Below are 24,137 nucleotides of genomic sequence, written 5' to 3'. Positions count from 1 at the left end.
CCGCGTCACCACCCGTTGGCGCTGCGGCGGATGACGTCGCGCCGCAGGTCCAGCAGCGCTGCGCGGGCACGGCGACGGCGGTCGGCCGGGTCCACGGTGAGCTCGTCGCCCGGGTTGGCACGACGCTGCGGCTCCTCGCGGGGGCGCAGGTCCAGCGACACCCCGAGGTCGGTGGTCCGGTGCGCGGCGGTCCGGTGGTCCGCCGCCCGATCGCCGGCGGACGCTCGCGTCGACGGAGCGTCGGCGCGGCCGGGGATCGACGGGGCGGAGAAGAGCGGGCGGTTGTCCGGCACGGGAGCCTCCTCGGGGGCGGCCGCGAGGGCGGCCGCGGGTCGGGACGGATGCTGGTGCGCCGGGCTCGTGGCCCGGCGCACCTCCATCGTGCGACCGCGACGTTTCCCCCGGTCGTCCGAGGCGTTTCGGTCGTGTTGCAGCCGATCCGCCGCCCCGTGAGACGCCCGCCCGGGCCGAGCACGAGGTTGCTGCCGTTTTCGGGCCCATGACGCCAGCAACCTCGTGCTCGACGCCGCGTGACGTCGTGCTCGCCGCGCCCAGGACGACGGTCAGGTGGAGCCGCGGCCTCCGCACGAGGCGACCGTCTCGCCCTCGACGACGACGGACGCCTCCCAGTTCCATGCCGTCGGGAGCGCTGCGACCGTCGCCAAGGGGACGTGGACCGTGTACAGCCCTGCGCCGGCGGCCGTGGGCGGGACGACTTCCCACTCGCTGCCGCCGTCCGCGCGCTGCTCGACCCGGAACGGCGACCGGAACTCGCCCAGAGGCTCGCCCTGCCACGTCTCGAGGCGCAGGACGAGGGCGGCGTCCAACGGTCTGTCGGGCGTGGCGTCCAGGTCGAGGTCGACCGCGAACGACGCGTCGAGGCCCGCCTCGTCTCCGGCCTCGTCGGGGAGCGGGCTCGTCCGGGTCACGCCCCACCGGCTCTCGGTGCCCGGCATCGACCAGTTGACGACCTGCACGTCGCCGACGGTCAGGGGGGACTCGTCCGACACCTCCGGTGTGCACGTCGCCGTCCATACGTCGCCGCCGGTGTACGTGGCAGGGCCGAGGACGAAGACGGCGCTCCCCACCGAGAGGATCGTCGCCGCGGCGGTGACGGTGCGCGACGGCGTCGGGCCCCCGGTGCCGGTCCCCGGGCCGAGGAACGGCACTGGCGGGCGGACCCGGCGCAGCACGACCGTGCTGCACACCGAGTCGGCGAACGTCCGGCGCTGCGCGTGCCAGAGCGGGCGGAGGAAGCCGATGTACAGGATCGCGTCGAGGAGGTGGGCCAGGTGGCGCAGGACGGTGCGGATCAGCCCGGCGGGCCGCCCGGTCGTGTCGTGCACGACGACGATCCCCACAGTCCGCTTGCCGGGCGTCGCCCCGGTCCAGCCCTGGAGGGCGAAGAGCGCGGCCGCGGTGCCGAGAGCCCACCAGGTGCCGCCAGGGACCACGGTGCTCGTGGTCACGCCGAAGCTGATCGCCGGGATCCAGGCCACCTCGTAGGCGGGCCCGACCGCGAGGAACAGCACCGTCGCGACGATCGCCGTGTCGAGCAGCGACGCGACGACCCGGCGGGACCAGCTCGCGTACTCCTCGCGCGTCGGCTCCGGACCGAGTCCGGGAAGGGTGGGCTCGAGGTCTCCGGCTCCGACGTCGTGCGTCGGCCCCCTGCCGGTCGGGGCGTCGATGGCCACGCGCCGATCCTGGCAGAGACCCCGCCGGGCGGGAAGCCCGCGCCACGCCGCGGAGGAGCGGGTCAGCGGAAGGAGTGGCGCCGGCCCGCGACGACGGTCGCCAGGACCGGGACCATGAGGGCGAGCGAGACCCACGGCAGCCCGGCCGGTCCGGCGACGGCGAGCGCCGCCCCGCCCACCGCACCGCCGAGCGCTACGGACGTGTTCCAGACGGTGACGAGCGCGGACTGCGCGACGTCGGCGCCGTCGCCCGCGGCCCGGGCGGCGGCGGTCGTGTAGAGGGTGCCGGCCCCGCCGAACGCGGCACCCCACGCGGCGACGGCGAGCACGACGATCACCGTCGACGTCGGCGCGAGGCCGAGGACGAGCATCGCGAGAGCGAACACGACGACGGACCCGAGGGTGAGCGCACGCAGCCGGTGGTCGATGAGCGCCCCGACGAGGACGAGCGCGCCCGCCGACGCCGCGCCGAGCACGAGCAGCAGCGCGCTGGTCCGCGAACCCTGGCCGAGGTGAGCGAGGTGGATCGCGACGTACGTGTACAGCGACGTGTTGGCGAGCACGTTGAGTCCGGTCACGAGGAGCACGGGCCGCAGCCCGGGACGGGGGAGCACGGCGCGGATCGGGAGCTGGGCGCCGCGCGGGGTGCCCGCGGCGGCGGGGACGCCGAGCCGTACCCAGGCGAGCAGGCCGAGGCCGACGAGCGAGAGGACGCCGAACGTCCACCGCCACCCGACGGCGGCGCCGAGCACCGCACCCGCGGGCACCCCGAGCGTGAGGGCGAGCGGACCCCCGGCCATCGCGATCGTCATGGCGCGCCCGACGCGGTCGGCGGGCACGATCCGGCGCACGTACCCGGGCAGGAGCGCCCACGTGAGCCCGGCCACGAGCCCGGCGGCGAAGCGCGCGACGAGCGTCAGCGCGAACGACGACGACACCGCGGTGACGGTGTTCGCGACGACGAACCCGGCGACCGTCACGAGCAGCAGGGTGCGGCGGTCCCACCGCGCCGTGGCGCGCGTGAGGGGGATCGCGGCGACGATCGCGCCGACGGCGAACGCCGTGACGGTCTGCCCGGCGGCACCGGCTCCGACGCCGAGGTCGGCGGCCATGGCGGGCAGCACGCCCGCGGGCAGGATCTCGGTGAGCAGCGTGAGGAACCCCGACGCCGCGAGCGCGAGGAGGGCGCCGACCGGCAGCACGCCCGGGCTGCGGGCGCCGGAGGCGGGGCGAGGGGCGCCGGCCGACGCGGTGCCGGGGTCCGGGACGGTGGCGGTGATGGGTGTGCTCGTCGTGGACATGGGGTTAGCATGGATGTCTGACATTGATGTGAAGGTCAAGCGGGGCGACCCGGTGAGGTGGATCACGTGCGGATCGGCGAGCTGTCCCGGCGCACCGGGACCCCGACGCGGCTCCTGCGGTACTACGAGGAGCAGGGCCTGTTCACGCCCGAGCGGGCCGAGAACGGGTACCGCGAGTACGGCGAGCACCTGGTCGACCGCGTGCTCCAGATCCGCGGGCTGCTCGAGGTCGGCTTCACGACGAAGATCATCAAGGAGTTCCTGCCCTGCCTCGGCAACGCGCCGGAGATCCACCTGCACAACGCCTACCCGGACAAGATCGCGCTCCTGGAGACGGAGCTCGCGCGCCTGGAGGACCGCCTCCGCATCCTCGAGAAGAACCGCGACGCCATCGCCGACTACCTCGAGCGCATCCGCCCGTTCGCCCAGCGCCCCGAGGACCGCGTCCCGGCGTCCGCGCAGCCCGCCGTCGTCCCCTGACCCGCCCACCCGCCTGCCCGGCTTTCCCGCCGAACACGAGGTTGGTCTCGTTATCGGACCGAAAACGACAGCAAGGTCGTGCTCGACAGCGCGCAGGGTCGTGGTCGACGGCGGCGGTCGCGTCGCGGAGGCGCGGCGCCGCCAGGCTGTTGCTACTCCGGGCGCGGCGCGTACATGATGACGGCGACGCCGGCGAGGCAGAGCAGCGCGCCGGCGACGTCCCAGCGGTCCGGGCGGAAGCCGTCCACGACCATGCCCCACGCGAGCGAGCCGGCGACGAACACCCCGCCGTACGCGGCGAGGATGCGGCCGAAGTTCGCGTCGGGCTGCAGCGTCGCGACGACGCCGTAGAGCCCGAGCGCGACGACGCCCGCCCCGATCCACAGCCAGCCCCGGTGCTCGCGCAGTCCCTGCCACACGAGCCACGCCCCGCCGATCTCCAGCAGCGCGGCGAGCACGAACAGCGGGATCGAGCGCGCGAGGTCCATGCGCGCCAGCGTAGGCCCGCCCGACCCCCGCCCCGTCGCTGCCGGCGAGCTCGCGCGCCCGGCCCGCGACCCGCCGTCGAACACGACCCTCGGCGGGGGAGGGGTGGTCAGCGCAGGGGGTCGAAGGGGCGGATCTCGTCGGGGGTCTCCCCGGTCGTGACGAGGTGGGCGAGCGCACGGCCGGTCGCGGGCCCGAGCACCATGCCCCACATGCCGTGGCCGCCCGCGACGTAGACGCCGGGGGTGCGGGTCGCGCCGACGAGCGGCAGGCCGTCGGGCGTGACGGGGCGCGACCCGACCCACTCGTCGTGCCGGTCGTCGAGGTCGACGCCTTGGAACAGGTGCCGCACGGACGCGAGGATCGCCTCGATGCGGCGCGGCTGGAGAGGCTCGTCCGGGCCGCGGAACTCCATGGTCCCCGCGATGCGGAACCGCCCCTGGTACGGCGTGCACGCGACGCGGCGCGCGGGCAGGTAGATCGGCGTCTCCACGGGCTCGTCGGTCTTCACGGTGAACGAGTAGCCGCGCCCGGCCTGCACGCGCGTGCGCACGCCGAGCGGCGCGGCGAGCGTCGGCAGCCACGCGCCGGTCGCGAGCACGACGGCGTCGCCCCGCAGCACCACCCCTTCCTCGCGCTCGGTGGGGGACCCGGCTCGGCGCGGCGCCCCGGCGTCGCGCCCGACGGCGTCGCTCGCTCTGCTCGTGTCCCTCGCCCCGGCGAGCCCGGAGTCCCCGGCCGTGCCGACGAGCGCCGGGTGTGCGGCGGCGTCGGGGTGCACGGCCCGCGCGTAGACGCACGCGCCGAGGCGTCCGGGCTCGACGTCGAGGACCTCGAGCCCGGTGAGGATCCGTCCGCCGCGGGCGCGCACGGAGTCGGCGAGGGCGTGGACGAACGGCCCCGGCTCGAGGAAGCGCTGGCCCTCGAGGGCGTACACGGTGGAGACGCTGTCGGTGAGCTGGTGGGCGCGTTCGCCGGCCTCGACGCGCCGGACCGGGACGGTCTGCCCTGCGGCGGCGACGTGCTCGAGCTCGCGGAGGAACGGCCGCGCCTCGCGCACGTGCTCGAACGCGACGGTGAACGGCCCGGGCGTGGTCCCCGCCTCGACACCGTGGCCGAGGCTCCCGCCCGCGGCGAGCTCGTCGAACGCGTCGAGCGCGACGCGGTCGATCGGGGTGAGGGCCGCCATCGCGTGGTCCCAGCGGCGCTGCGTCGCGTGCGCCATGAAGCGTGCGAAGAACGCCCACAGGCGCGGGTCGAACCGCAGCGGCACGTGCAGGGGTGCGGCGGGGTCGAGGAGGGCGCGCGGCCCGTACGTCCAGAGGGACGGGTCGGCGAGCGGCATCGCCATGCCGGGGGTGAGCCACCCGGCGTTGCCCCACGAGGATCCGGCGGCGACGCCCTCGCGGTCGACGACGGTGACCTCGACACCTTGCTCCTGGAGGTGCCAGGCGGTCGCGAGTCCGACCATGCCGGCGCCGACGACGACCGCCGTGCGGGGCGCTCGGCCCGGCGACGCGGACCGGGCGTCACGGGTGCGGGGACGGGGACGAGAGGTCGTGCTCACGCCGGGCTCCTTCGACCGACGCCCGCCTCGCGGGTGGCGAGGCGGGCGCGTGGCTGGTGTGCGACGGGATGGTGTCGCAACCCCTTCAGCGTGGTGGATCCTTCGGTGTGCGGCAAGATGTTCCGAAGGATCGTCACAGAGTCGGGCAGCGACCGCGGTGACCTTCAAGGAACCGTCAGAGGAGGCTCCCCGTGCCGAAGGATCTTCGACCCGTCGTCCTGGACGACGTCGACCGCCGCATCCTCGACGTCCTCGCGACCGACGCGCGGGCGACGAACGCGGCGGTCGCGGCCCGCGTCGGCATCGCCGCGTCGACGTGCCACGCGCGCGTGCGCGCCCTCGTGGACCGGGGCGTGATCCGCGGCTTCCGGGCGGACGTCGACCCGGCCGCGCTCGGCCGCGGGCTCGAGGCGCTCATCGCGATCCGGCTCCAGGCGGGAGCGCGCAAGGGCCTCGAGGCGTTCCGCGACTACCTGCTCACGCTGCCGGACGTCGAGGGCGTCTTCTTCGTCACCGGCGACCGCGACTTCCTCCTGCACGTCGCCGTCGCCGACTCCGACGCCCTGCGCGACCTGGTCTCCAAGACGCTCAGCGTGCGGCCCGAGGTCGCGGGGACCAGCACGACCGTGATCTTCGAGCACGCGCGCCCCTGACGCCGCACGGCGCCCCGCACTCCCCGGCCGGGCCGCGGCGGCCGACGATCGCTCAGGCCGTCGCCCGACGGTCAGCCCTGGAGGTAGTGCAGCACCGCGAGCACGCGGCGGCTGTACCCGCCGGCGGCGTCGAGCCCGAGCTTCGTGAAGATCGCGTTGCCGTGCTTCTCCACCGCGGACAGCGACAGGTGCAGCGCTGACGCGATGCCTGCGTTGGTCCGGCCCTCGGCCATGAGTCGCAGGACGTCGTGCTCGCGCGGGGTCAGTCGCGACAGGGGATCGGCGCGACGGGTGTCGGCGAAGAGCTGGCGGACCACCTCCGGGTCCACGACGAAGTCGCCCGCGTCGACGCGCCGCAGCGCGTCGAGGAGCTCCGAGACCCGCATCACCCGGTCCTTGAGCAGGTAGCCGACGCCGGCGCCGTCTCCGGTCACGAGGTCTCGCGTCGGCTCGGCCTCGACGTACTGCGAGAGCACGAGCACCCCGACCCCGGGGAACCGGCCACGGATCTCGATCGCCGCGCGGATGCCCTCGTCCGTGTGCGTCGGGGGCATGCGCACGTCGAGCAGGACGACGTCGGGTGCCGGTCGGCGTCCGAGCAGCGCGAGGAGCTCGTCGGCGTCGCCGACCGCGGCAACGACCGTGATGCCCTCGTCCTCGAGGAGGGCCCGCAGCCCCTCGCGCAGGAGCGCGGAGTCCTCGGCGATCATCACACGCACGGCAGCACCGCCGTCACGGTGGTGGGGCCATCACGCGGGCTGTCCACGTCGAACGAACCCCCGAGCGCCGCCGTCCGGGCCGCGAGGCCCGCGAGCCCCCGGCCTCCTCGGGCGGTCGCACCGCCCCGCCCGTCGTCGGTGACGCGTGCCGTGACGACGCCGTCGCCCGCGGTGACCGCGACCGCGGCCCGCGTCGCGTCGGCATGCTTGGTGACGTTCATCAGGGCCTCGGAGACGACGTAGTACACGCACGCCTCGATCTCTGGGCGCAGGCGACCGTCGAGCCGGTAGTCGAGCCGCGCGGGGGGCATGGCGCGCGCCGCCAGACGGGCCAGGACCGGGCGCAGCCCGCGGGTGTCCAGCGCGGCGGGGTGCACCCGCCACGCGACGTCGCGGATGCCCGTGAGCACACGGGACGCCTCGTCGGAGGCCTCGGCGAGGAGCCGGTCGCGGACCACGGGATCCGGGGTACGCCGTCCGCGGTCGAGCAGCATGCCGAGCGCGACGACCTGCTGCTGGACGCCGTCGTGCAGATCGCGCTCGACCCGCCTGCGTTCCGCCTCGACGGCCGCGACGATGTCCGAGCGGGAGGCCGTGAGCGTCTCGATCTGCGCGAGGAGCTGAGTCCGGTCCTCCGCGCCGAGCAGCCGGCTCGCCGCCGCCCGCTCGAGCGCCGCGGACCCGACGAGCCCCATGAGCGCGAGGTACAGCAGGACCGCGCCCGGGACCGCCGCGGACAGGATGGTGAGCCCGTGGACGGGGTACTGGTCGTCGTTCGCCAGCGAGGGCACGTGCAGGTCGAACGCCCACGACGCGATCATGAGCGTCGCGGCGAACGCCCCGTAGGCGAGCAGGACCACGATCCCGGCGCTGAGCACGCCCACCGGGAGACGCGCGGCGAGGTAGCGCACGGGCCGGCCGGCGTCGTCCGTCGCCTCGGTGCGCCAGGCGAGCCAGCGCCCCAGCCGGCGTACGTGCACGCGTACGGTCGCCCGGACGACGCGGTCGCGCCACGCGCCGACGCGCGACGAGGTGCGTGCGAACGGGGCGACCGCCGCCGCTGCGAGCAGCGTCAGCGCGTCCATCGGGACGAGGCACGCCCCGAGCGCGACACCGTACGACGCGCGGACCACGGACGGCGGTCGGAGAGGCACGCGCCTCACCCTAGCCAGGAGTCGCTGCGGGCGGACTGCGGAAAACCGCATCCTGGACCGCGGGCTGCCGCAGCGGCTCGTGCGCGACACCGCGCGGCGGTGGTGCCCGAGACACTCCTAGCGTCGACGCCATGACTGACTCGACGGCCTCCGCCCTGGTTGCGGCGTCCTCCGACGCCGGACCGATCACCCGCCTCACGGACTGGGCCGTGAGCCTGATGGAGTCTCTCGGCGCTCCGGGCGCGGGCCTGGCGGTGGCCCTGGAGAACCTCTTCCCGCCGATCCCGAGCGAGGTGATCCTGCCGCTCGCCGGGTTCACGGCCGCCCAGGGGCGCCTCGGTCTGCTCGAGGCGATCGTGTGGACCACGGCGGGCTCCGTCGTCGGAGCGCTCCTGCTCTACTGGCTCGGCGCCGCCCTCGGCGTCGAGAGGCTCCGCGCGGTCGCGGCACGCCTGCCGCTCGTCCGGGTCGAGGACGTCGACACCGCGGAGGCGTGGTTCGCCCGGTACGGGAAGACCGCGGTCCTCGTCGGGCGCGTCGTCCCGATCGTGCGCAGCCTCATCTCGATCCCGGCCGGCGTCGAGCGCATGCCGTGGGGGACGTTCCTCGCCCTGACCGCGGTCGGCAGCGGCGTCTGGAACACCGCTCTCGTCCTGCTCGGCTACGGTCTCGGTGAGCGGTGGCCCGAGATCGAGGCCGCGATCGGGACGTACCAGAAGGGGGTCCTCGCCGTCGTCGCCGTGCTCGCCGTGGTGTACGTCGTCCACCTGCTGCTCCGCCGCGCGCGTGCCGACGCGGTGCCGCGGCCGGGTGGCTCCGCGCCGAGGCGGCACGCGCGTCGGTGAGCACCCTCGTCGGCGAGGAGGCGCATGGGTTCGTGGGAACGGGGCGACGGCGTCGTCGAGCTGCCGGACGGGCGCCGGGTGCGGGGTCGCGGTCTGCGTTCCGGGCCGCCCGGGCCGGGCGACGTGCCGGAGCTCGGCGTCTACCTCACCGGAAGGCGGCCGCCGTCGCAGGCCTGGGAGTCGTGCTGGGTCCGGTGGCCGGACTTCGCGCTGCCGCGGTCCACTCCGGACGCCGTCGAGACGCTCCGCGAGGCCTACGAGCGGGCGGCGGACGAGCGTGTGGAGGTCGCCTGCGGGGGCGGGACCGGCCGGACCGGCACGGCGCTCGCGCTCCTCGCCGTCTGGGGCGGCGTCCGTCCCGACGACGCCGTCGCCTGGGTCCGCGCGCACTACCGGCCTCGCGCCGTCGAGACGCCGTGGCAGCGCCGCTGGGTCCGCCGCACCGGGGCCGGCATGGTCCCGTAGAGCCGGCTCCGGAACACGGGCGTGCCGGGGAGATCGTCCGTGGGTGCCTGGTCGTACCGTCCGAGGCATGGATCGAGAGACCTTCTGGGAGATCGTCGACGCCGCGCGGGACCGGGCGGGCGCGGGCGCGGACGACCGCGGCGCCGAGGACGACCCGCTGCCCGGCGTCCTGACCGACCTGCTCGTCGAGCGGCTGAGCCCGGACGAGATCCTCGCGTTCGCCGACGTCGCCGGTGCCGTGGCGCGCGACGCCTACGCGTGGCCGGTGTGGGGAGCGGCGTACCTCGTCGAGGGCGGGTGCAGCGACGACGGCTTCATGGACTTCCGCGACGGGCTCGTCCTCGCGGGTCGTGCGACGTTCGAGCGTGCGGTCACCGCCCCGGACTCCCTCGCCGACCATCCCGTCGTCGCCGCGATGGCCGACGGCGGGTCGCCCTGGTTGGGGTTCGAGTCGCTGGACTCGCTCGTGGGGGACGCGTGGTCCCGCGCAACCGGCGAGGACGACGAGGCGTACTACGCGGCCCGGGAGCGGACGTCGTCGGGCCACGCCCTCGCCGAGCCCGCCGGCGAGCAGTGGGACTTCGACGACGACGAGGAGAACGCGCGCCGTCTTCCGCGGCTCACCGCGCTCTTCGCGGTGTGACCGGCACGGGCCGGGGCGCCTCCCCCGGGCGCCGGGGGAGGCGACGAGGTCAGACCCGCCAGGCGAAGAGGCCCGTCGGGTCGTAGGCCGACCGGACCGACGCGAGCCGCGCCGCTGTCTCGGGCGACCAGGCCCGCGCGAGCGTCTCGTCCGTCCACGGCCCGGGAAGGAAGTTGATGTTCGTCTCCGTCGCGGCCCACGGCTGCGACCACTGCGCGAACGACGCCGCGGCGTCGATCATGTCCGGCACCCGCGGCGGGTTCACGCCGACCAGGCTGAACAGGAATCCGGCCGTGCGCCCGCCCGCGGCGGACCCGCCGTCGACGTCACGGGCGCCCGCCGCGCCGACGTGGCGCAGCTCCGCCGCGACGAACGGGGACCCGCTGCCCGGCCCGAGCTCCGCGAGGAACTGGTCGAGGAAGTCCCCGTCCACCGCCCGCAGGCCCTCGCCGTAGACCCACGACGGCCCGGCGTCCTCGGGGTCGTTGTGGATCGTCGCGACGGCGGTCGTCGGGATCTCCCCGAGCGCGTCGGCCATGACCGGGGCGAGCGCCCGCAACGGCGCGGCCAGCCGCTCGCCCTCGGTGGCGTCGCCCGGGTAGGCGAAACGCAGCGCGAGCACCGTGCGACCGCGCAGGTGCTCGGGGATGAACGGCAGGTCCGGGAGGGCGAGCACGACGGCCGACGTCGTGACGTCGTCGGGCGCGGTCGCGGTCCAGGCGATCCACCCGCGCAGCACGTCCTCGATGTGCGGGGCGTCGAACGTGAGCGACCCGGCGTACAGGGTGCGCAGCGGCGCGAGCTCCACGTCGACGCGGGTCACCACGCCGAGGCCGCCCTTGCCGCCGCGCAGCGCCCAGAACAGGTCCGGCTCGGAGTCCGCGCTCGCCTCGACGACCGAGCCGTCGGCCAGCACCACCCGGAACCCGCGGACCCAGTCCGTCGTGAGCCCGTGGCTGCGCGTCAGCGGGCCGAACCCGCCACCGAGCGTGTACCCGACGACGCCGACTCCCGTCGAGGACCCGGTGACCGGGGCGAGGCCGTGCTCCGCCGCCGCCTCCACGACGGCCTTCCAGCGCGTCCCTGCCGAGATGCGGGCGATACCCGTCACGGGGTCGACCTCGACGCCCGCGAGGTCGCCCGTGCCGAGCACGAGCCCGTCCGTGACCGGGGCGGCCGCGCCGTGGCCCGTCGCGTGGGCCCGCACGCGCAGCCCGTGGTGGGCCGCGAACCGGACCGCCTCGACGACGTCGGCCTCCGTCGCGGCGAGCACCGCGAGGTCGGGGTCGTGCACGACGAGCGTGCTGTGGGCGGCCACCGCATCCGCGGCCGTCGGTCCGCCGTCGGGCAGGTCGTCGCGGGCGAGGACGCGTCCGGCGACACGGTCGCGCAGGGCCGCGACGTCGGTGGGCGGGAGCGTGGTGGCAGAGGTGGTCATGGTGTGGTCCCCTTCGTCGCGGTGTGCGCGTCTCGACGCTAGGTGCGGTCACCCACACGACGACGCGCGGGCACGGTGTGTGACACGTGCTCCGAGGGGTAGGGAGGGCTGCGGTTCAGGTTCGTGGCGTCCCCGGCAGCGGCAGCCAGTCGAGGACGTCCTGGATCGTGCGGTCCCAGAAGCCCCACTCGTGCGTCCCGGGCGAGAGCTCCGACCGCAGCCGCACGCCGGACTCCCGCGCTGCCTGCTCGAACGCCCGGTTGCCGTCGACGAGGAAGTCCTCGGTCCCGCACGCGAGGAAGAGGTCGGGGAGGTCCGCGGTGCGCCCCTCGGCGGCGGCCCGGCGCACCAGCGCGAGCAGGTCGTCGTCCGACCCGGCGATCTCGCGGTCGCCGAACACGCGCTCGATGTCCGGCAGCCGGCGCTCGCGATACGACTCGTCGGCGAGGTCGAGCACGCCGGACAGGCTCGCCGCCGCCGCGAACCGCTCGGGGTGCCGCAGCGCCCACCGGAACGCCCCGTAGCCGCCCATCGACAGGCCCGCGACGAACGAGTCCTCTCGACGCGACGACACCCGGAAGAACTGGTCGACCAGGCTCGGCAGCTCCTCCGACAGGAACGTCCAGTACCGGTGCCCGTGCACCTCGTCGGCGTAGAAGCTGCGCTCCACGCGCGGCATGACGACGGCGAGCCCCCGGTCGGCGACGTACCGCTCGATCGACGTCCGACGCGTCCAGATCGTCTCGTCGTCGCTCATGCCGTGCAGCAGGTACAGCACCGGCGCGCCCTCGGCGCGGGCGCTCGCGGACCCGGCCATGCCGATCTGGGTCGTCGTGGCCTGCGGGAGCACGACGGTCATCGTCGTGCTCACCTCGAGCACGTCGGAGTAGAAGGAGCAGCGGACGAGTGCCACGGGTCGCCTCCCGGCGGGGGTCTCGGGGTGTCGGATGCCGCCACGGGGCGCCCGGCGGCGTCCTCAGTCTGCACGCTGTGAGCCATCCCACGGGCCGCAGCTCGCTCGGCCTGGAGAAATGAGGCTAGCCTTACCTTGCTCTGCCGCCAGCCCTGGCGGCGCCACCGTTCCCCTGGGAGAGTCCATGCGTCGCTCGACGTCCTCCGCCTCGCACCGCACGGCCGCGGTCGCCACCCTCGCGCTCGGCGCGCTCGTGCTCGCCGGCTGCTCCGCGGGGTCCGACGACGGCGGGGCCGTCGACGACGCGTCCACGGCCCCGGCCGCAGGCGGCGCCTTCCCGGTGACGATCGAGAGCGCCCTGGGCGACGCCGTCATCCCCGAGCAGCCTGAGCGGGTCGTGACCTGGGGCTGGTCGACGCAGGACGCCGTCCTCGCGCTCGGGGTCGTGCCCGTCGCGATGCCGCGCAACGATTACGGCGGTGGCGAGGCGGGGATCCTGCCGTGGGACGAGGACGCGATCGAGGAGCTCGGTGGCGAGACCCCGACCCTGCTGTCCGGCTCGGACACGGGCGAGGTCCCGTTCGAGGAGATCGCCGCCGCGCAGCCCGACGTCATCCTCGCGCCCTACTCCGGCATCACGCAGGAGGAGTTCGACCGGCTGTCCGAGGTCGCGCCCGTCGTCGCGTACCCGGACCAGCCGTGGGCGCTGCCGTGGCAGGACCAGCTCGAGATCGTCGGGACTGCCCTCGGCAAGAGCGACGAGGCGGCGGCGCTCCAGACGGAGACCGACGACTACGTCTCGTCGCTCGCCGCTGACCACCCCGAGCTCGCGGGCACGACCTTCGTCTACGCCGCGGCGAACACCCCCGGGACGCTCAACATCTTCCGGGCGGACGACCCGCGCGTCGACCTGCTCGAGGACATGGGCATGACGCTCAGCCCGAGCGTCGCCGAGCTCGACGCGTCGCCCGACGACGGCACGTACTTCTACCGGCTCAGCGAGGAGCGCCTCGGCGAGATCGACACCGACGTGCTCGTCATGTACTTCGGCAGCCAGGACGAGGTCGACGCGTTCACCGCGCTGCCGTCCGTCGGTGCGATGGAGTCGGTGCAGCAGGGCCGGTTCGCCCCGATCGTCGGCGAGTCGTTCGTGATGGCGAGCAGCGCCCCGACCGTGCTCTCCATCCCGTGGATGCTCGACCAGTACGTCCCGCAGCTCGCCGAGGCGGCCGCCGCGTCGAAGTGAGCGACGCGGCCGCGTCCTGCGCGACGCGGCCGCGGACTCAGCCGCCCAGGACGTCCAGCAGGCGCCGGACCGACGTCCCGAGGCCCCACCGCTCGGTGAGCCCCGCGAGCGCGTCGGGGTCCGCGGGGGCGGTCGGGAGCGCGTCGTGGACCTCCCCGACGGGCGCGTCCGGGGCGACGCGCACCACGAGCGGGGCGACCTCCAGGTAGGCGGCCGCCTCGGTGAGCCGGCGGCGCTGCGTCGCCGTCAGACCGGGGTCGCCCGCCTCGCGCGCGGCGAGCACGCCCGCGAGGTCGCCGAACCTCGCGAGCAGCGCGACCGCCGTCTTCTCCCCGATGCCGGGGACGCCGGGCAGGCCGTCGCTCGGGTCGCCGCGCAGCACCGCCATGTCCGCGTACGCCGCGCCGGTCGTGATCCCGTACCGCTCGGCGAGGCGCGCCTGGTCGACGACGTCGAGGTTCCGCACGCCCTTGGTCGGGTAGAGGATGCGGACGCCCGCGGCGTCGTCGGCGAGCTGGAACAGGTCGCGGTCGCCGGTGACGACCTCGACGGCGGCCCGGCCCGACGCGTCCGGCGCCACGCCCTCGGCCGCGCGCCGCGCGACCTCGCGGGCCGTGAGCGTGCCGATGACGTCGTCGGCCTCGTAGCCCGCCGCGCCGACGCGCGCGATCCCCAGGGCCGCGAGCACGTCGACGATCACCGGGACCTGCGCGACGAGCTTCTCCGGGACCTCCTCGACTCCCGTGGTCCCCGGGACCTTCTCCGCGACCCGGTGCGCCTTGTACGACGGGATGGCCTCGACCCGGAACGCCGGGCGCCAGTCGACGTCCCAGCACGCGACGAGGCGCGACGGTCGGCGGTCGGCGACGAGCGTCGCGATCATGTCGAGCAGGCCGCGCACCGCGTTGACCGGCGTGCCGTCGGGGGCCTTGATCGAGTCGGGCACCCCGAAGAACGCGCGGAAGTACAGGCTCGCGGTGTCGAGGAGCATGAGCTCGCCGCCCGCCGTCGGGCCGCTGCCTGCCGGGTCGCCCGCCGGGCCGCTCGAGGGGGCATCCGAGGGGGCACCGTCGTCCGTGCTCTGCGTCATGCCGCCATCCTGCCGTACGGCCCCGACACCCGGCCCGCGGTGGTGCCACGGTCCTGCGCGCGCCGCCGGGCGACGCACGCGGTTCACTGGTGCCGTCGACTGCTACACGGAGGTGAGCGTCATGTCCACGACGACGCGACGAGGAGCCGGTGCGGCCCTCGCCATCGCGGTGATCCTGCTCCTGGGTGCCTGTGCGGCCGGGCCGAACGTCGCCGCGAACCCCGGCGGCTACGGGTTCTGGTGGGGACTGTGGCAGGGGATGATCCTGCCGATCACGTTCATCGTGTCGCTCTTCACCGACACCGTGAGCATCTACGAGGTCGACAACAACGGGAACTGGTACGACGTCGGGTTCATGCTCGGCATCGCGCTGTTCTCGGGCCCCGTGATCGCCCTGCGCGGGCGTCGTTAGGCGCCCGGAGCCTCAGCCCTGCGCCGGTGCCGCCGTCTTCCCGGCGCGGCCCGAGACGAGGAAGACCGCCAGGATCGCGACGGCGATGAAGATGACGTTGAAGGTCCCCGCGAACGCGTTGAGCGCGTCGGACCCGGCGTTCGTCCCGTGCGTGTCGACGCCTCCGGTCGCGAGGATCGTCGTCGGGTCGGTCGCGGCGTGCAGGAGGATCGCGGGCACGATGCTGCCGGTGACGCGCATCGAGAGGTACATCATGGTGCCGAACCCGAACGCGTAGACCACCGTCGTGGCCACGGTCAGGAGGTCCTGCCCCGAGACCAGGTTCGACGCGTGCAGGAGCGCGAAGAGGAGCGACGACAGCACCATCACGACCTTCTCGCCGTAGCCCGCCCGGCGGAGCATCGTGACGGCGACGCCGCGCGTCAGGACCTCCTCGGCGAAGCCGATGCACAGGCCGAGCGCGAAGACGGTGAGGATCACCGTGACGTCGTACGACGACCAGTCGGTCGCGACGAGGTGCAGCACGACCGGCACGAGCACGAGGACGACCGCGACCCACATCCACGGGCGCCCTGCGATCGGTTGCGGACCGAACACCTCGCGCCGCCAGCGCATCGTGGACAGGAAGGCGACGAGCAGCAGGCTCATGACGAGGATCGGCAGCAGCAGCCCGAAGAACACGGAGCCGGAGGAGTCGAGGAGCTCCTCGCCGCTGTCCGGGCCCAGCCCGGTGAGTCCCACGAGCTGTCCGAGCCCGAGGTACACCGCGATGTAGAGGACGGCGAAGAGGAACGCGCGCCACCAGCCGCCGCGGTCCCAGAAGCGCTGCCAGCCCGACCGCGGGGTGGCCTGCTCGATCGATCCCGTCACCTCGGTCATGGGTTCCCCTCGTCCGTCGCCGCACAGCCGTCGGTGCCGGCCGATCGGTGCGAACGAGCGCGACCGACACGCCGAGCGTAGGGAGCGGCCGCGCGGTGCGCGCGGCGAACCGCCCGTCAGCCGCCGGTGGTGGTGGTGAGCGCGGATGCGAGCCGGGGGAGCGCGCCCGGGACGAGCGAGTAGTACGCCCAGCGGCCGCGCTGCTCGCGGGTGAGCAGACCGGCGTCGACCAGGATCTTCAGGTGGTGGCTCACCGTCGGCTGGGAGAGGCCGACCGGCTCGGTGAGGTCGCACACGCACGCCTCGCTCCCGTCCTGCGCGGCGACGATCGCGAGGAGCTGGACCCGGGTGGGGTCCGCGAGGGCCTTGAAGGTGCGGGCGAGCTCGCGCGCGGTCTCGGGATCGACGGCCTGCGTGACGGGTCCGCAGCAGCCTGCGCCGTCGCCGACCGGCGCGAGGGTCGGTTCGGTCGTCGTCATGCCACCATCGTCGCACAGATTGACAACCTTCGATACGTCCCCCACGATGCTCATATCGACAACCTTCAATGCGAGGAGCGGTGATGGTCGAGGTGGTGCGGGACGAGCTCCCGGTCGTGGTGATCGGGGCGGGTCCGGTGGGTCTGGCGGCGGCAGCGCACCTGCTGGAGCGGGGGCTCGAGCCCGTGGTGCTCGAGGCGGGCGACGGGCCTGGAGCGGCCGTGGCGTCGTGGGGCCACGTGCGGCTGTTCTCCCCGTGGCGGTACGACGTCGACCCGGCGGCTCGCCGGCTCCTCGTACCGACGGGTTGGGTCGAGCCGGAGCCCGACGCCCTGCCGACGGGCGCAGAGCTCGTCCAGCGGTACCTGGCGCCGCTGGCCGCCACGCCGGAGATCTCGGCGCGCCTGCGCACCGGGACGCGGGTGCTGGCGGTGGCCCGCGACGGGGCGGACAAGACACGCTCGCTCGGACGGGAGCGCCGCGCCTACCGCGTGCGGACGGTCGGCGCCGACGGCGCGGTGCGCGACGTGCTGGCCCGCGCCGTGGTCGACGCGTCGGGCACGTTCTCGACCTCGAACCCGCTGGGGGCCTCGGGCCTGCCCGCCGTGGGCGAGGCGGAGTCGGCGGCGTTCGTGACCGGTCCGCTGCCCGACGTGCTCGGCGCCCAGCGCGACCGGTTCGCCGGTCGCGACACGCTCGTCGTCGGGATGGGTCACTCCGCGGCGAACACGCTCCTAAGCCTCGTCGAGCTCTCCGAGTCCGAGCCGGGCACCACGGTCACCTGGGCGATCCGCGGCGGGTCCGCGCGACGCCTGTTCGGAGGCGGCTCCGACGACGAGCTCCCGGCACGCGGGCTGCTGGGCACGCGCCTGCGGGCCGCCGTGGAGGCGGGGCGCCTGACGCTGCTCACGCGCGTCTCGATCGAACGGCTCGTGCCCGGCGCCGGGACCGTCCAGGTGCTGGGGACCGCGCGGGACGGTGCCCTCCACCTCGAGGTGCACCAGATCGTCGACGCGACGGGCTTCCGGCCGGACCTGGACATGCTGCGCGAGGTGCGCCTCGACCTGGACCCGGTCGTGGAGGCGCCCAGGGCTCTGGCCCCGCTCATCGACCCGAACCAGCACTCCTGCGGCACCGTGCCCCCGCACGGGGAGCAGGTGCTCGCCCACCCGGACGACGGGTTCTACCTCGCCGGCATGAAGTCCTACGGGCGCGCGCCGACCTTCCTGCTCGCCACGGGCTACGAGCAGGTCCGTTCGATCGCCGCGGCACTGGCCGGGGACAGGGCCGCGGCGGACGCGGTCGAGCTGAACCTGCCCGCGACCGGGGTCTGCTCGACCGACCTGGCCCTGGAGGCCGACGGCGCGAGCGCGGCCGGGTCGTGCTGCGGCACCGCCCCGGCCGAGCCGCAGCTGGTCACTCTCGGGGTCGGGGCGCCGCCCGGGGTCGGGTTCGCGACCAGCGTCCTGCACGGCCGCTCGGGCGACGCGGACCACGCCTGAGCGCCCGGCCGCGCGTCGGTCCCGGGTGGGACCGCCGCGCGGCCGGTCCCTCAGCCGCGCGGGATGGCGACCGGGGCGACGTCGAGCTCGTCCAGGAGGGTGAGCACGCGGGCGCGGATCTCGTCGCGGATGGGGCGCACGGCGTCGATGCCCTGTCCGGCCGGGTCCTCCAGAGCCCAGTCCTCGTACCGCTTGCCGGGGAAGATCGGGCAGGCGTCGCCGCAGCCCATGGTGATGACGACGTCGGACGCCTGGACCGCCTCGGTCGTGAGGACCTTGGGCTGCTCGGCGCGGAGGTCGATGCCCTCCTCGAGCATGGCCTCGACGGCGACGGGGTTGATCTGGTCCGCCGGGGCCGAGCCGGCGGAGCGGACCTCGACGGCCCCGCCGGACAGGGCGCGCAGGTAGCCGGCGGCCATCTGCGACCGGCCGGCGTTGTGGACGCAGACGAACAGGGCGGACGGCTTCGTGGTGGCGTTCTCGGTCACGGTGGTCTCCAGGGCGGTGGGGTCAGGCGATGGTCAGGGTCAGGTCGGGCAGCAGGTCGGCCAGGAGGCCCCGTACCCGCTCGTCGAGGTCGTCGCGGATGGCGGCGACCCCGGCCGGGGAGGCCAGGGCAGGGTCGCCCACGAGCCAGTCCTCGTACCGCGTGCCGGGCAGCACGGGGCACACGTCGCCGCAGCCCATCGTGACGACGACGTCCGCGGCGCGGACGGCGTCGTCGGTCAACGGCTTGGGGAAGGCCTCGTCGGCGGTGATGCCGAGCTCGGTCAGCGCGCCCCGCACGCCGTCGTGGATGTCGGCCGCAGGGGTGGATCCGGCGGAGCGGACGACGACCCGGTCGCCGGCGTAGTGGTGCAGCAGGGCGGCGGCGAGCTGGGACCGTCCGGCGTTGGCGACGCAGACGAACAGCACCTGGGGTCGCGCGTCGTCGGCGCGGGTCAGGTCGGCCAGGCGCTGGCGGGCGAACCTTCCCGTGAGCGGCACCAGGTGGGCCGAGACCTTCGCCGACCGGGCCAGGTCGGTGTACGACTCGCGGACCACGCGCTGCACGACGTCGAACCGGACGTCGGCGAAGGTCTCGGCCAGGTCCTCGGCCAGGTGGTCGAGGGCGGCGTCGACGTCGTCGAGACCGGCGAGGACCGTCGCGCCGTGCCTGCCGCCGAGCGCCGCCGGGGCGAAGGAGTCCAGCAGTGTCGTCACCGCAGCCTTGTAGCCGCCGGTGATGCGGTACCAGACCCAGGTGCCGCGTCGCTCGGACGTCAGCACGCCGACGTCGCGCAACACCTTCAGGTGGTGCGACACGGTCGGCTGCGAGACGTCCGTGAGGGCGGCGAGGTCGCACACGCACGCCTCGCCGGCGGCGGAGGTCGCGATGAAGGAGAGCATGCGCAGCCGCAGCGGCTCGGCGAGGGCCTTGAGCGTCGTGGCGACGGCGCCCGCGACCTCGGTCCCGATCGCGTGCGCCTCGACCTGCGGCGTGCAGTCGGCGTCCGTGACGGGCAGCGGCAGGGGAGCGGTGGTCATGACCTCACCTCGCGAGCACGATCGCCTTGTCTTGACATGCGTCTATATTGATACGGGTCGATATGGTCCGCAAGTCCTGAGGGCGTGGATTCCGGCGCTGGCTGCGGGAGGGATCACGCGGATCGCATGATGGCGCCGGGTGCGTGTGCCGGTTCTGATGGGTCTCCTGACGTGCTGACGGTCGGCACGAGGGAGGACAGCGTGGGTCTCGACGTCCGGCCTGGATACAACACGACGGTCCCCGACGCGATCACCACACCGGACCGGGTGGGGACGAGCATCGGCGAGCTGCACTTCGTCGACGGCGTCCCCACGCCCGAGACGGCGTCGCGGGTCTTCGACCACCTCGACCTGGTGCGGGGCGTCGAGGCGTTCCTCGGGTGCATCCCGGCCGCGTCGCTGGAGGGGATCCGGCGGGGGATCGCCGAGGTCGCGGGGGAGGCGTGCCACCAGGGCGCGATCGCCGACCGCCTGCTGGACTCCGACCCGCTGTTCCTCACGGGCAACACCGACACGGTGTACGCGATCGTCATGCTCGACATCGAGCGCGACGGCCCGACGGTCGTCGAGGTGCCGCCGGGGTGCGGTCCCGGCACGGTCGACGACGCGTGGTTCCGGTTCGTGGTGGACCTCGGCGCACCCGGACCGGACCGGGGCGCCGGCGGCACCTACCTGGTCGTCCCGCCGGGGTACGACGGGGAGCGGCCGGAAGGCTGGTTCGTCGCCGAGACGCCCAGCGCGGTCAACCTCGTCATCCTGCGGGGCTTCCTGGTCGACGGACGGCCCGACGCCGCGGTGCGGCTGTTCGAGACGGGCGTCAGGGTCTACCCCCTGTCGCGGCGGGACGACCCGCCGGCGATGGAGTGGGCGTCGTTGTCGGGCGTCACGGTGAACACGGTCCACGCGAACGACTTCTCGTTCTACGAGGAGGTCGCCCACGTGGTGGCCAAGGAGCCGATCGGGGTCGTCGACCCGGAGACGCGAGGCCTGCTCGCCTCGATCGGCATCACCAAGGACGCGCCGTTCGCCCCGGACGACCGGATGCGCCGCATCCTCACCGACGCGGCCGCGGTGGGGAACGCCACGGCGCGCGCCATGGCGTTCCGGTCCCGCGAGCCCGCGTTCTTCCTCTACGACGACCGCCGGTGGCTGAGCCCTTTCCCCGGCGGCGACTACCGGTTCCTGCGCGACGGCGGCGCGGGCGGCCGCTACCTCGACGCCCGCACCACGTTCTTCTACCTCGCGACGGTGAACACGCCCGCGATGGCGCTGAAGATGGTCGGCAAGGGGTCGCAGTACGCGCTCGCGACCGTGGACGTGGACGACGCGCCGCTCGACGGAGGGAAGACGTACCGCCTCCGGCTCCCGGCCGACGCGCCGGCCGCGGACTTCTGGTCGGTCGTGGTGTACGACCCCCAGACCCGCTCGGAGCTGCAGACGGGCCAGCCGCTGCCGAGCCGGAACAGCAAGCGCGACGACCTCGTCCCCAACGACGACGGCTCGGTGGACATCGTCTTCGGCCCCGAGGAGCCGCGCGAGCTCGCCGCGAACTGGGTCCAGACCGTGCCGGGCAAGGGCTGGTTCGTCCTCCTGCGCCTCTACGGCCCGCTCGAGAGCTGGTTCGACGGCACCTGGCGCCCCGGCGACGTCGAACCGCTCTGAGCGGTCGGACGCCGAGGACTCGATCAGCAATCCGCTTGAACCAGCCAGGTCCGGGGCGGGAGGGTCGTGCCATGACCGACCCCCTGCTCCGCCCCGCTCGCCCCGACGACACCGCCGCGCTGGTGGACGTGTGGCGGCGGGCCGTCGAGGCCACGCACGACTTCCTCACCCCGGACGACGTGGCCGAGCTGGAGGTCGGGGTGCGCGACGAGTACCTCGCCGCCGTCGACGTGACCGTCGCGGAGCGGGACGGGCGGGTGGCGGGGTTCGTCGGGACGGTCGGGCACCGCGTCGAGATGCTGTTCGTCGACCCGGACCTCCACGGGCAGGGGATCGGCCGCGCGCTGCTGGCACATGCCGGTCGGGACCACCCCGTGCTCGAGCTGGACGTCAACGAGCAGAACCCGGCCGCCCTCGGTTTCTACCGCGCGCAGGGGTTCGTGGTCACCGGGCGGTCCGCGACCGACGACCAGGGTCGCCCGTTCCCGCTCCTGCACCTGCGCCGGGAGGCGTGACCCGGACGGCGACCGATGAGCGGGCGCGCCCGCACCGGTCGACCCTGGGGAGAGCGGGCCACCGGCCCGTGCGACCCCAGGAGGAGACATGCTCGGCAAGGCGTTCAGCGGGTTCTCGGTCGACGACGTCGAGGCGGCGCGGCACTTCTACGGCGACCTGCTCGGGCTCACGGTCGAGGGCGAGGACCTGCTGTGGATCCGGGTGCCCGGCGACTCGGGCGTGCTCGTCTACCCCAAGGGCGACGCGCACGAGCCCGCGTCGTTCACCGTCCTCAACTTCCCGGTCGACGACGTCCCCGGCACCGTCGCGGCCCTGCGCGAGCGCGGCGTCGCGTTCGAGAAGTACGCGGGGACACCGGTCGAGACCGACGACGACTTCGTCTTCCGCGGTGGTGGTCCGCTCATCGCGTGGTTCACCGACCCGGCGGGCAACGTGCTGTCGGTCATCCAGGACGACGACGCCTGATCCCGCGACCTCCCGGACCGTCGCACGGGCCCCGCCCGGGCCCAGGTCCTTCGTCGTGCGCGTCCCGCACGCCGCTGTCATCCTGCAGAGAACCGCGTGCACGTCGCGCGGCCGCGGGCCGACGAGCGCGTCCCCGTGCGGCGGCGTCGTGAGGAGAGCTCGTACAGCCAGAGAGCCCGCCGGAGCACGTGAGCCCGCCGCCGGACTGGGTGCCCGTGGAGCGTCGATTCCTCGGGATGGACAGGGTGACCCTCCTGCCCGCCGCGCTGGTGGCCCTCCTGGTCGCGCTCGCGATGTGGGGCCTCCCTGCCCTCGACCGGAGCGTGCCCGTGGACGACCCGGCACGGGCCGGTGACGTCCTCCGTGTCGGCGACGTGGAGTTCGACCCCGTCGCCGGGTGGAACATCGAGGAGGGAGTGCTGGCGTCGGAGCCGCCGGAGTCGGGGGAGTTCCCGACGACGGCGCAGGTGTCCGACGACGGTGTCGCCTTGACCGTCGCCTCCGACGACTTCGACGGCACGCCCGCCGAGCTGCTGGCGCAGCTGCAGCGCAACAACGAGCGCGAGGGCGACGGCGTGGTGATCGACGTGGACGGTGCGCGGGCCTTCCGGACGGACGACGGCGCGCGCGGCGTCATCAGCAGGGTCAGCACCTCCACCGGGTCGGGGCTCGTCGCGACCCTGGTCTTCGACGGCACCGGTGTCGAGGTCGTCGCGACGGGGCCGAGCACGACGGCCGACGACGACCAGGCCGAGGCCGACGTCGTCGACATGATCCGTTCGATCCGGCCCGTCACCGAGGGGGCGTCATGACCCGCACCGAGCTGCTCGACCGACGTGCGCAGGTGATCGACGAGGTCGGCTGGGGCCAGCGCGTCTCCTGGTTCCAGCCGCGCAACGCGTGCCTGTGGGTGTTCGTCGCGGTGGTCGCCTACGGCGTCTGGTACACCGTCTCGCAGGTCCGCTCCCAGGGCCCCGCCTACGGGGAGCCGCTCGGCGTCTCGGCCGTGATCTTCGCCGTGTACGCGGTCCTGTTCTGGTGGTTCACCACGCACATCGACCGGTACTCGCGCCAGCCGCTCGACCTGCGCATCGCCGCCTTCGTCTGGGGTGGCTTCGCGGCGACCTGGGCCGTGGCGCTCAACGGGAACTCGGCGCTCCTCAGCCTGTACAGCAAGCTGGGCAGCCCGACGTTCGCCACCGACTGGGGGCCGGGGCTCGCGGCGCCGGTCATGGAGGAGTGGGGCAAGGGTGCCGGAGTGCTCCTGCTCCTGTTCATCGCACCGCGGGTGCTGCGCACCGCGTTCGACGGGTTCGTCATCGGCGCGTTCGTCGGCCTCGGCTTCGAGATCTTCGAGGACATCCTGTACGCGCTGAACTCCGCACCAGCCGGGTTCGGCGTCGACCCGGTCGGCTCCAGCCTCCAGACGGTGCTGCTGCGCCTGGCCACCGGGTTCACCTCGCACATCCTCTACTCGGCGATCTTCGGCGCCGGCGTCGTGTACCTCGTGGGCACCGTCGCGCAGCGTCGGCGGGTGGGGCGAGGGCTCCTGCTCTGCCTGGTCGCGATGGTCCTGCACGGTGTGTGGGACGCGAACGGTGCCCTCGCGGGCGGGAACGAGACCGTGATCATCGTGCTCCTCGCGCTGCAGGTCGTCGTCGCCGTCGCCGTCGTGCTCGTCGTCTTCCACGTGGTCGTCGGGCCGGAGCGGGCCGCGATGCGCGACCTCGTCGCGCCCGAGGTCGACGACGGGACGCTCACCCCCGAGGAGGCGGACGCCCTCGCAGGCGCGTGGAAGCAGCGGCGGGCCTACCGCCGCGCCGGCGGGGTCCGCGACCGGCGTCGTCGGGCGCACCGGCTCGAGGCTGCCCACGACCTCGCCGAGGCGATCGGGAACGCCCAGGGTCGCGAGACGGAGAAGGTCGCGTTCGCCCGCGCGGAGCTCGCCCGGTTCCGGCCGACCGACGCCAGGGAGGAGCAGCCGGTTCCCTGACCGTT

The 24,137-nt window shown here is 74.4% G+C and carries 27 protein-coding genes; 13 read left to right on the top strand and 14 right to left on the bottom strand.

Annotation, left to right across the window (positions count from 1 at the left end):
- Window positions 1-5: 5 nt before the first annotated feature.
- The 3 genes from NF338_RS11625 to NF338_RS11615 all read right to left on the bottom strand — a co-directional run bounded on the left by NF338_RS11625 (window position 6) and on the right by NF338_RS11615 (window position 2,998).
- Window positions 6-293 carry a hypothetical protein gene (locus tag NF338_RS11625; protein WP_264030918.1) on the bottom strand — a complete coding sequence of 96 codons (288 nt, stop codon included), beginning with the start codon at window positions 291-293 and terminating at the stop codon, window positions 6-8.
- A 270-nt stretch (window positions 294-563) separates the two neighbouring features.
- Window positions 564-1,697 (bottom strand): RDD family protein, encoded by a 1,134-nt coding sequence (locus NF338_RS11620; protein ID WP_264030917.1) that lies wholly within the window; start codon window positions 1,695-1,697, stop codon window positions 564-566.
- 62 nt (window positions 1,698-1,759) lie between these two features.
- Window positions 1,760-2,998: an MFS transporter gene (locus NF338_RS11615; protein ID WP_264030916.1), complete on the bottom strand. Its 1,239-nt coding sequence runs from the start codon at window positions 2,996-2,998 to the stop codon at window positions 1,760-1,762.
- Window positions 2,999-3,064: 66 nt separating this feature from the next.
- Between NF338_RS11615 and NF338_RS11610 the strand changes: the two genes are divergently transcribed.
- Window positions 3,065-3,478: a MerR family transcriptional regulator gene (locus NF338_RS11610; protein ID WP_264030915.1), complete on the top strand. Its 414-nt coding sequence runs from the start codon at window positions 3,065-3,067 to the stop codon at window positions 3,476-3,478.
- Between the two features lie 152 nt (window positions 3,479-3,630).
- Here NF338_RS11610 and NF338_RS11605 read toward each other — a convergent pair whose 3' ends face one another.
- The gene (locus NF338_RS11605) at window positions 3,631-3,966 is read right to left on the bottom strand and encodes a YnfA family protein (protein ID WP_171467221.1); all 336 of its coding nucleotides are present in this window, start codon (window positions 3,964-3,966) and stop codon (window positions 3,631-3,633) included.
- A gap of 107 nt (window positions 3,967-4,073) precedes the next feature.
- Complete coding sequence (locus tag NF338_RS11600) at window positions 4,074-5,531, bottom strand: NAD(P)/FAD-dependent oxidoreductase (RefSeq protein ID WP_264030914.1); 1,458 nt, start codon at window positions 5,529-5,531, stop codon at window positions 4,074-4,076.
- 191 nt (window positions 5,532-5,722) lie between these two features.
- Between NF338_RS11600 and NF338_RS11595 the strand changes: the two genes are divergently transcribed.
- Window positions 5,723-6,184: an Lrp/AsnC family transcriptional regulator gene (locus NF338_RS11595; RefSeq protein ID WP_264030913.1), complete on the top strand. Its 462-nt coding sequence runs from the start codon at window positions 5,723-5,725 to the stop codon at window positions 6,182-6,184.
- A gap of 71 nt (window positions 6,185-6,255) precedes the next feature.
- On the opposite strand, the gene NF338_RS11590 is transcribed toward NF338_RS11595, so the two are convergent.
- A complete protein-coding gene (locus NF338_RS11590) occupies window positions 6,256-6,894 on the bottom strand; it encodes a response regulator transcription factor (RefSeq protein ID WP_264030912.1) in 639 nt (212 codons plus the stop codon).
- Window positions 6,894-8,057 (bottom strand): sensor histidine kinase, encoded by a 1,164-nt coding sequence (locus NF338_RS11585; RefSeq protein ID WP_264030911.1) that lies wholly within the window; start codon window positions 8,055-8,057, stop codon window positions 6,894-6,896. The genes NF338_RS11590 and NF338_RS11585 overlap by 1 nt, the downstream gene beginning before the upstream one ends.
- 131 nt (window positions 8,058-8,188) lie before the next feature.
- On the opposite strand from NF338_RS11585, the gene NF338_RS11580 reads away from it, so the two are divergent.
- The 3 genes from NF338_RS11580 (at window position 8,189) to NF338_RS11570 (ending at window position 10,010) form a co-directional block, all read left to right on the top strand.
- The gene (locus tag NF338_RS11580; protein WP_264030910.1) at window positions 8,189-8,902 is read left to right on the top strand and encodes a DedA family protein; all 714 of its coding nucleotides are present in this window, start codon (window positions 8,189-8,191) and stop codon (window positions 8,900-8,902) included.
- 24 nt (window positions 8,903-8,926) lie between these two features.
- Window positions 8,927-9,367, top strand: a complete 441-nt coding sequence (locus NF338_RS11575) for a protein-tyrosine phosphatase family protein (protein WP_264030909.1) — start codon at window positions 8,927-8,929, stop codon at window positions 9,365-9,367.
- Between the two features lie 67 nt (window positions 9,368-9,434).
- Window positions 9,435-10,010, top strand: a complete 576-nt coding sequence (locus NF338_RS11570; protein WP_264030908.1) for a DUF4240 domain-containing protein — start codon at window positions 9,435-9,437, stop codon at window positions 10,008-10,010.
- A gap of 49 nt (window positions 10,011-10,059) precedes the next feature.
- On the opposite strand, the gene NF338_RS11565 is transcribed toward NF338_RS11570, so the two are convergent.
- Window positions 10,060-11,448 carry an FAD-binding oxidoreductase gene (locus NF338_RS11565; RefSeq protein ID WP_264030907.1) on the bottom strand — a complete coding sequence of 463 codons (1,389 nt, stop codon included), beginning with the start codon at window positions 11,446-11,448 and terminating at the stop codon, window positions 10,060-10,062.
- A 115-nt stretch (window positions 11,449-11,563) separates the two neighbouring features.
- Window positions 11,564-12,361: an alpha/beta hydrolase gene (locus NF338_RS11560; RefSeq protein ID WP_264030906.1), complete on the bottom strand. Its 798-nt coding sequence runs from the start codon at window positions 12,359-12,361 to the stop codon at window positions 11,564-11,566.
- A 184-nt stretch (window positions 12,362-12,545) separates the two neighbouring features.
- Between NF338_RS11560 and NF338_RS11555 the strand changes: the two genes are divergently transcribed.
- Window positions 12,546-13,607, top strand: coding sequence for an iron-siderophore ABC transporter substrate-binding protein (locus tag NF338_RS11555; protein ID WP_264030905.1), 1,062 nt, complete (start codon window positions 12,546-12,548; stop codon window positions 13,605-13,607).
- Between the two features lie 37 nt (window positions 13,608-13,644).
- Here NF338_RS11555 and NF338_RS11550 read toward each other — a convergent pair whose 3' ends face one another.
- Window positions 13,645-14,598: a 5'-3' exonuclease gene (locus NF338_RS11550; RefSeq protein WP_264031005.1), complete on the bottom strand. Its 954-nt coding sequence runs from the start codon at window positions 14,596-14,598 to the stop codon at window positions 13,645-13,647.
- A 220-nt stretch (window positions 14,599-14,818) separates the two neighbouring features.
- Between NF338_RS11550 and NF338_RS11545 the strand changes: the two genes are divergently transcribed.
- Window positions 14,819-15,109 (top strand): hypothetical protein, encoded by a 291-nt coding sequence (locus NF338_RS11545; RefSeq protein ID WP_264030904.1) that lies wholly within the window; start codon window positions 14,819-14,821, stop codon window positions 15,107-15,109.
- A 12-nt stretch (window positions 15,110-15,121) separates the two neighbouring features.
- Here the strand turns inward: NF338_RS11545 and NF338_RS11540 are convergent, their stop codons facing one another.
- Complete coding sequence (locus NF338_RS11540) at window positions 15,122-15,988, bottom strand: CPBP family intramembrane glutamic endopeptidase (protein WP_264030903.1); 867 nt, start codon at window positions 15,986-15,988, stop codon at window positions 15,122-15,124.
- A gap of 116 nt (window positions 15,989-16,104) precedes the next feature.
- A complete protein-coding gene (locus tag NF338_RS11535) occupies window positions 16,105-16,467 on the bottom strand; it encodes an ArsR/SmtB family transcription factor (RefSeq protein WP_264030902.1) in 363 nt (120 codons plus the stop codon).
- A gap of 83 nt (window positions 16,468-16,550) precedes the next feature.
- On the opposite strand from NF338_RS11535, the gene NF338_RS11530 reads away from it, so the two are divergent.
- Entirely contained in the window at window positions 16,551-17,969 is a 1,419-nt protein-coding gene (locus NF338_RS11530; RefSeq protein ID WP_264030901.1) for an FAD-dependent oxidoreductase, read from the top strand.
- Between the two features lie 50 nt (window positions 17,970-18,019).
- Here NF338_RS11530 and NF338_RS11525 read toward each other — a convergent pair whose 3' ends face one another.
- Together NF338_RS11525 and NF338_RS11520 are read right to left on the bottom strand one after the other, a co-directional pair.
- Window positions 18,020-18,457 (bottom strand): arsenate reductase ArsC, encoded by a 438-nt coding sequence (locus NF338_RS11525; RefSeq protein ID WP_264030900.1) that lies wholly within the window; start codon window positions 18,455-18,457, stop codon window positions 18,020-18,022.
- 22 nt (window positions 18,458-18,479) lie between these two features.
- Window positions 18,480-19,496, bottom strand: coding sequence for a metalloregulator ArsR/SmtB family transcription factor (locus tag NF338_RS11520; RefSeq protein WP_264030899.1), 1,017 nt, complete (start codon window positions 19,494-19,496; stop codon window positions 18,480-18,482).
- A gap of 201 nt (window positions 19,497-19,697) precedes the next feature.
- Between NF338_RS11520 and NF338_RS11515 the strand changes: the two genes are divergently transcribed.
- From NF338_RS11515 to NF338_RS11495, 5 genes are all read left to right on the top strand, one after another.
- Window positions 19,698-21,158 (top strand): DUF1254 domain-containing protein, encoded by a 1,461-nt coding sequence (locus NF338_RS11515; RefSeq protein ID WP_264030898.1) that lies wholly within the window; start codon window positions 19,698-19,700, stop codon window positions 21,156-21,158.
- Window positions 21,159-21,229: 71 nt separating this feature from the next.
- Window positions 21,230-21,673, top strand: coding sequence for an acetyltransferase (locus NF338_RS11510; protein WP_264030897.1), 444 nt, complete (start codon window positions 21,230-21,232; stop codon window positions 21,671-21,673).
- An 88-nt stretch (window positions 21,674-21,761) separates the two neighbouring features.
- Window positions 21,762-22,139 carry a VOC family protein gene (locus NF338_RS11505; RefSeq protein ID WP_264030896.1) on the top strand — a complete coding sequence of 126 codons (378 nt, stop codon included), beginning with the start codon at window positions 21,762-21,764 and terminating at the stop codon, window positions 22,137-22,139.
- Between the two features lie 236 nt (window positions 22,140-22,375).
- Complete coding sequence (locus NF338_RS11500; protein WP_264030895.1) at window positions 22,376-22,951, top strand: hypothetical protein; 576 nt, start codon at window positions 22,376-22,378, stop codon at window positions 22,949-22,951.
- Complete coding sequence (locus tag NF338_RS11495; protein ID WP_264030894.1) at window positions 22,948-24,132, top strand: PrsW family intramembrane metalloprotease; 1,185 nt, start codon at window positions 22,948-22,950, stop codon at window positions 24,130-24,132. The genes NF338_RS11500 and NF338_RS11495 overlap by 4 nt, the downstream gene beginning before the upstream one ends.
- Window positions 24,133-24,137 lie beyond the last annotated feature (5 nt).

Source organism: Cellulosimicrobium sp. SH8 (assembly GCF_025818875.1).
Lineage (GTDB): Bacteria > Actinomycetota > Actinomycetes > Actinomycetales > Cellulomonadaceae > Cellulosimicrobium > Cellulosimicrobium cellulans_D.
This window is presented reverse-complemented; position numbering and strand designations above follow the sequence as displayed.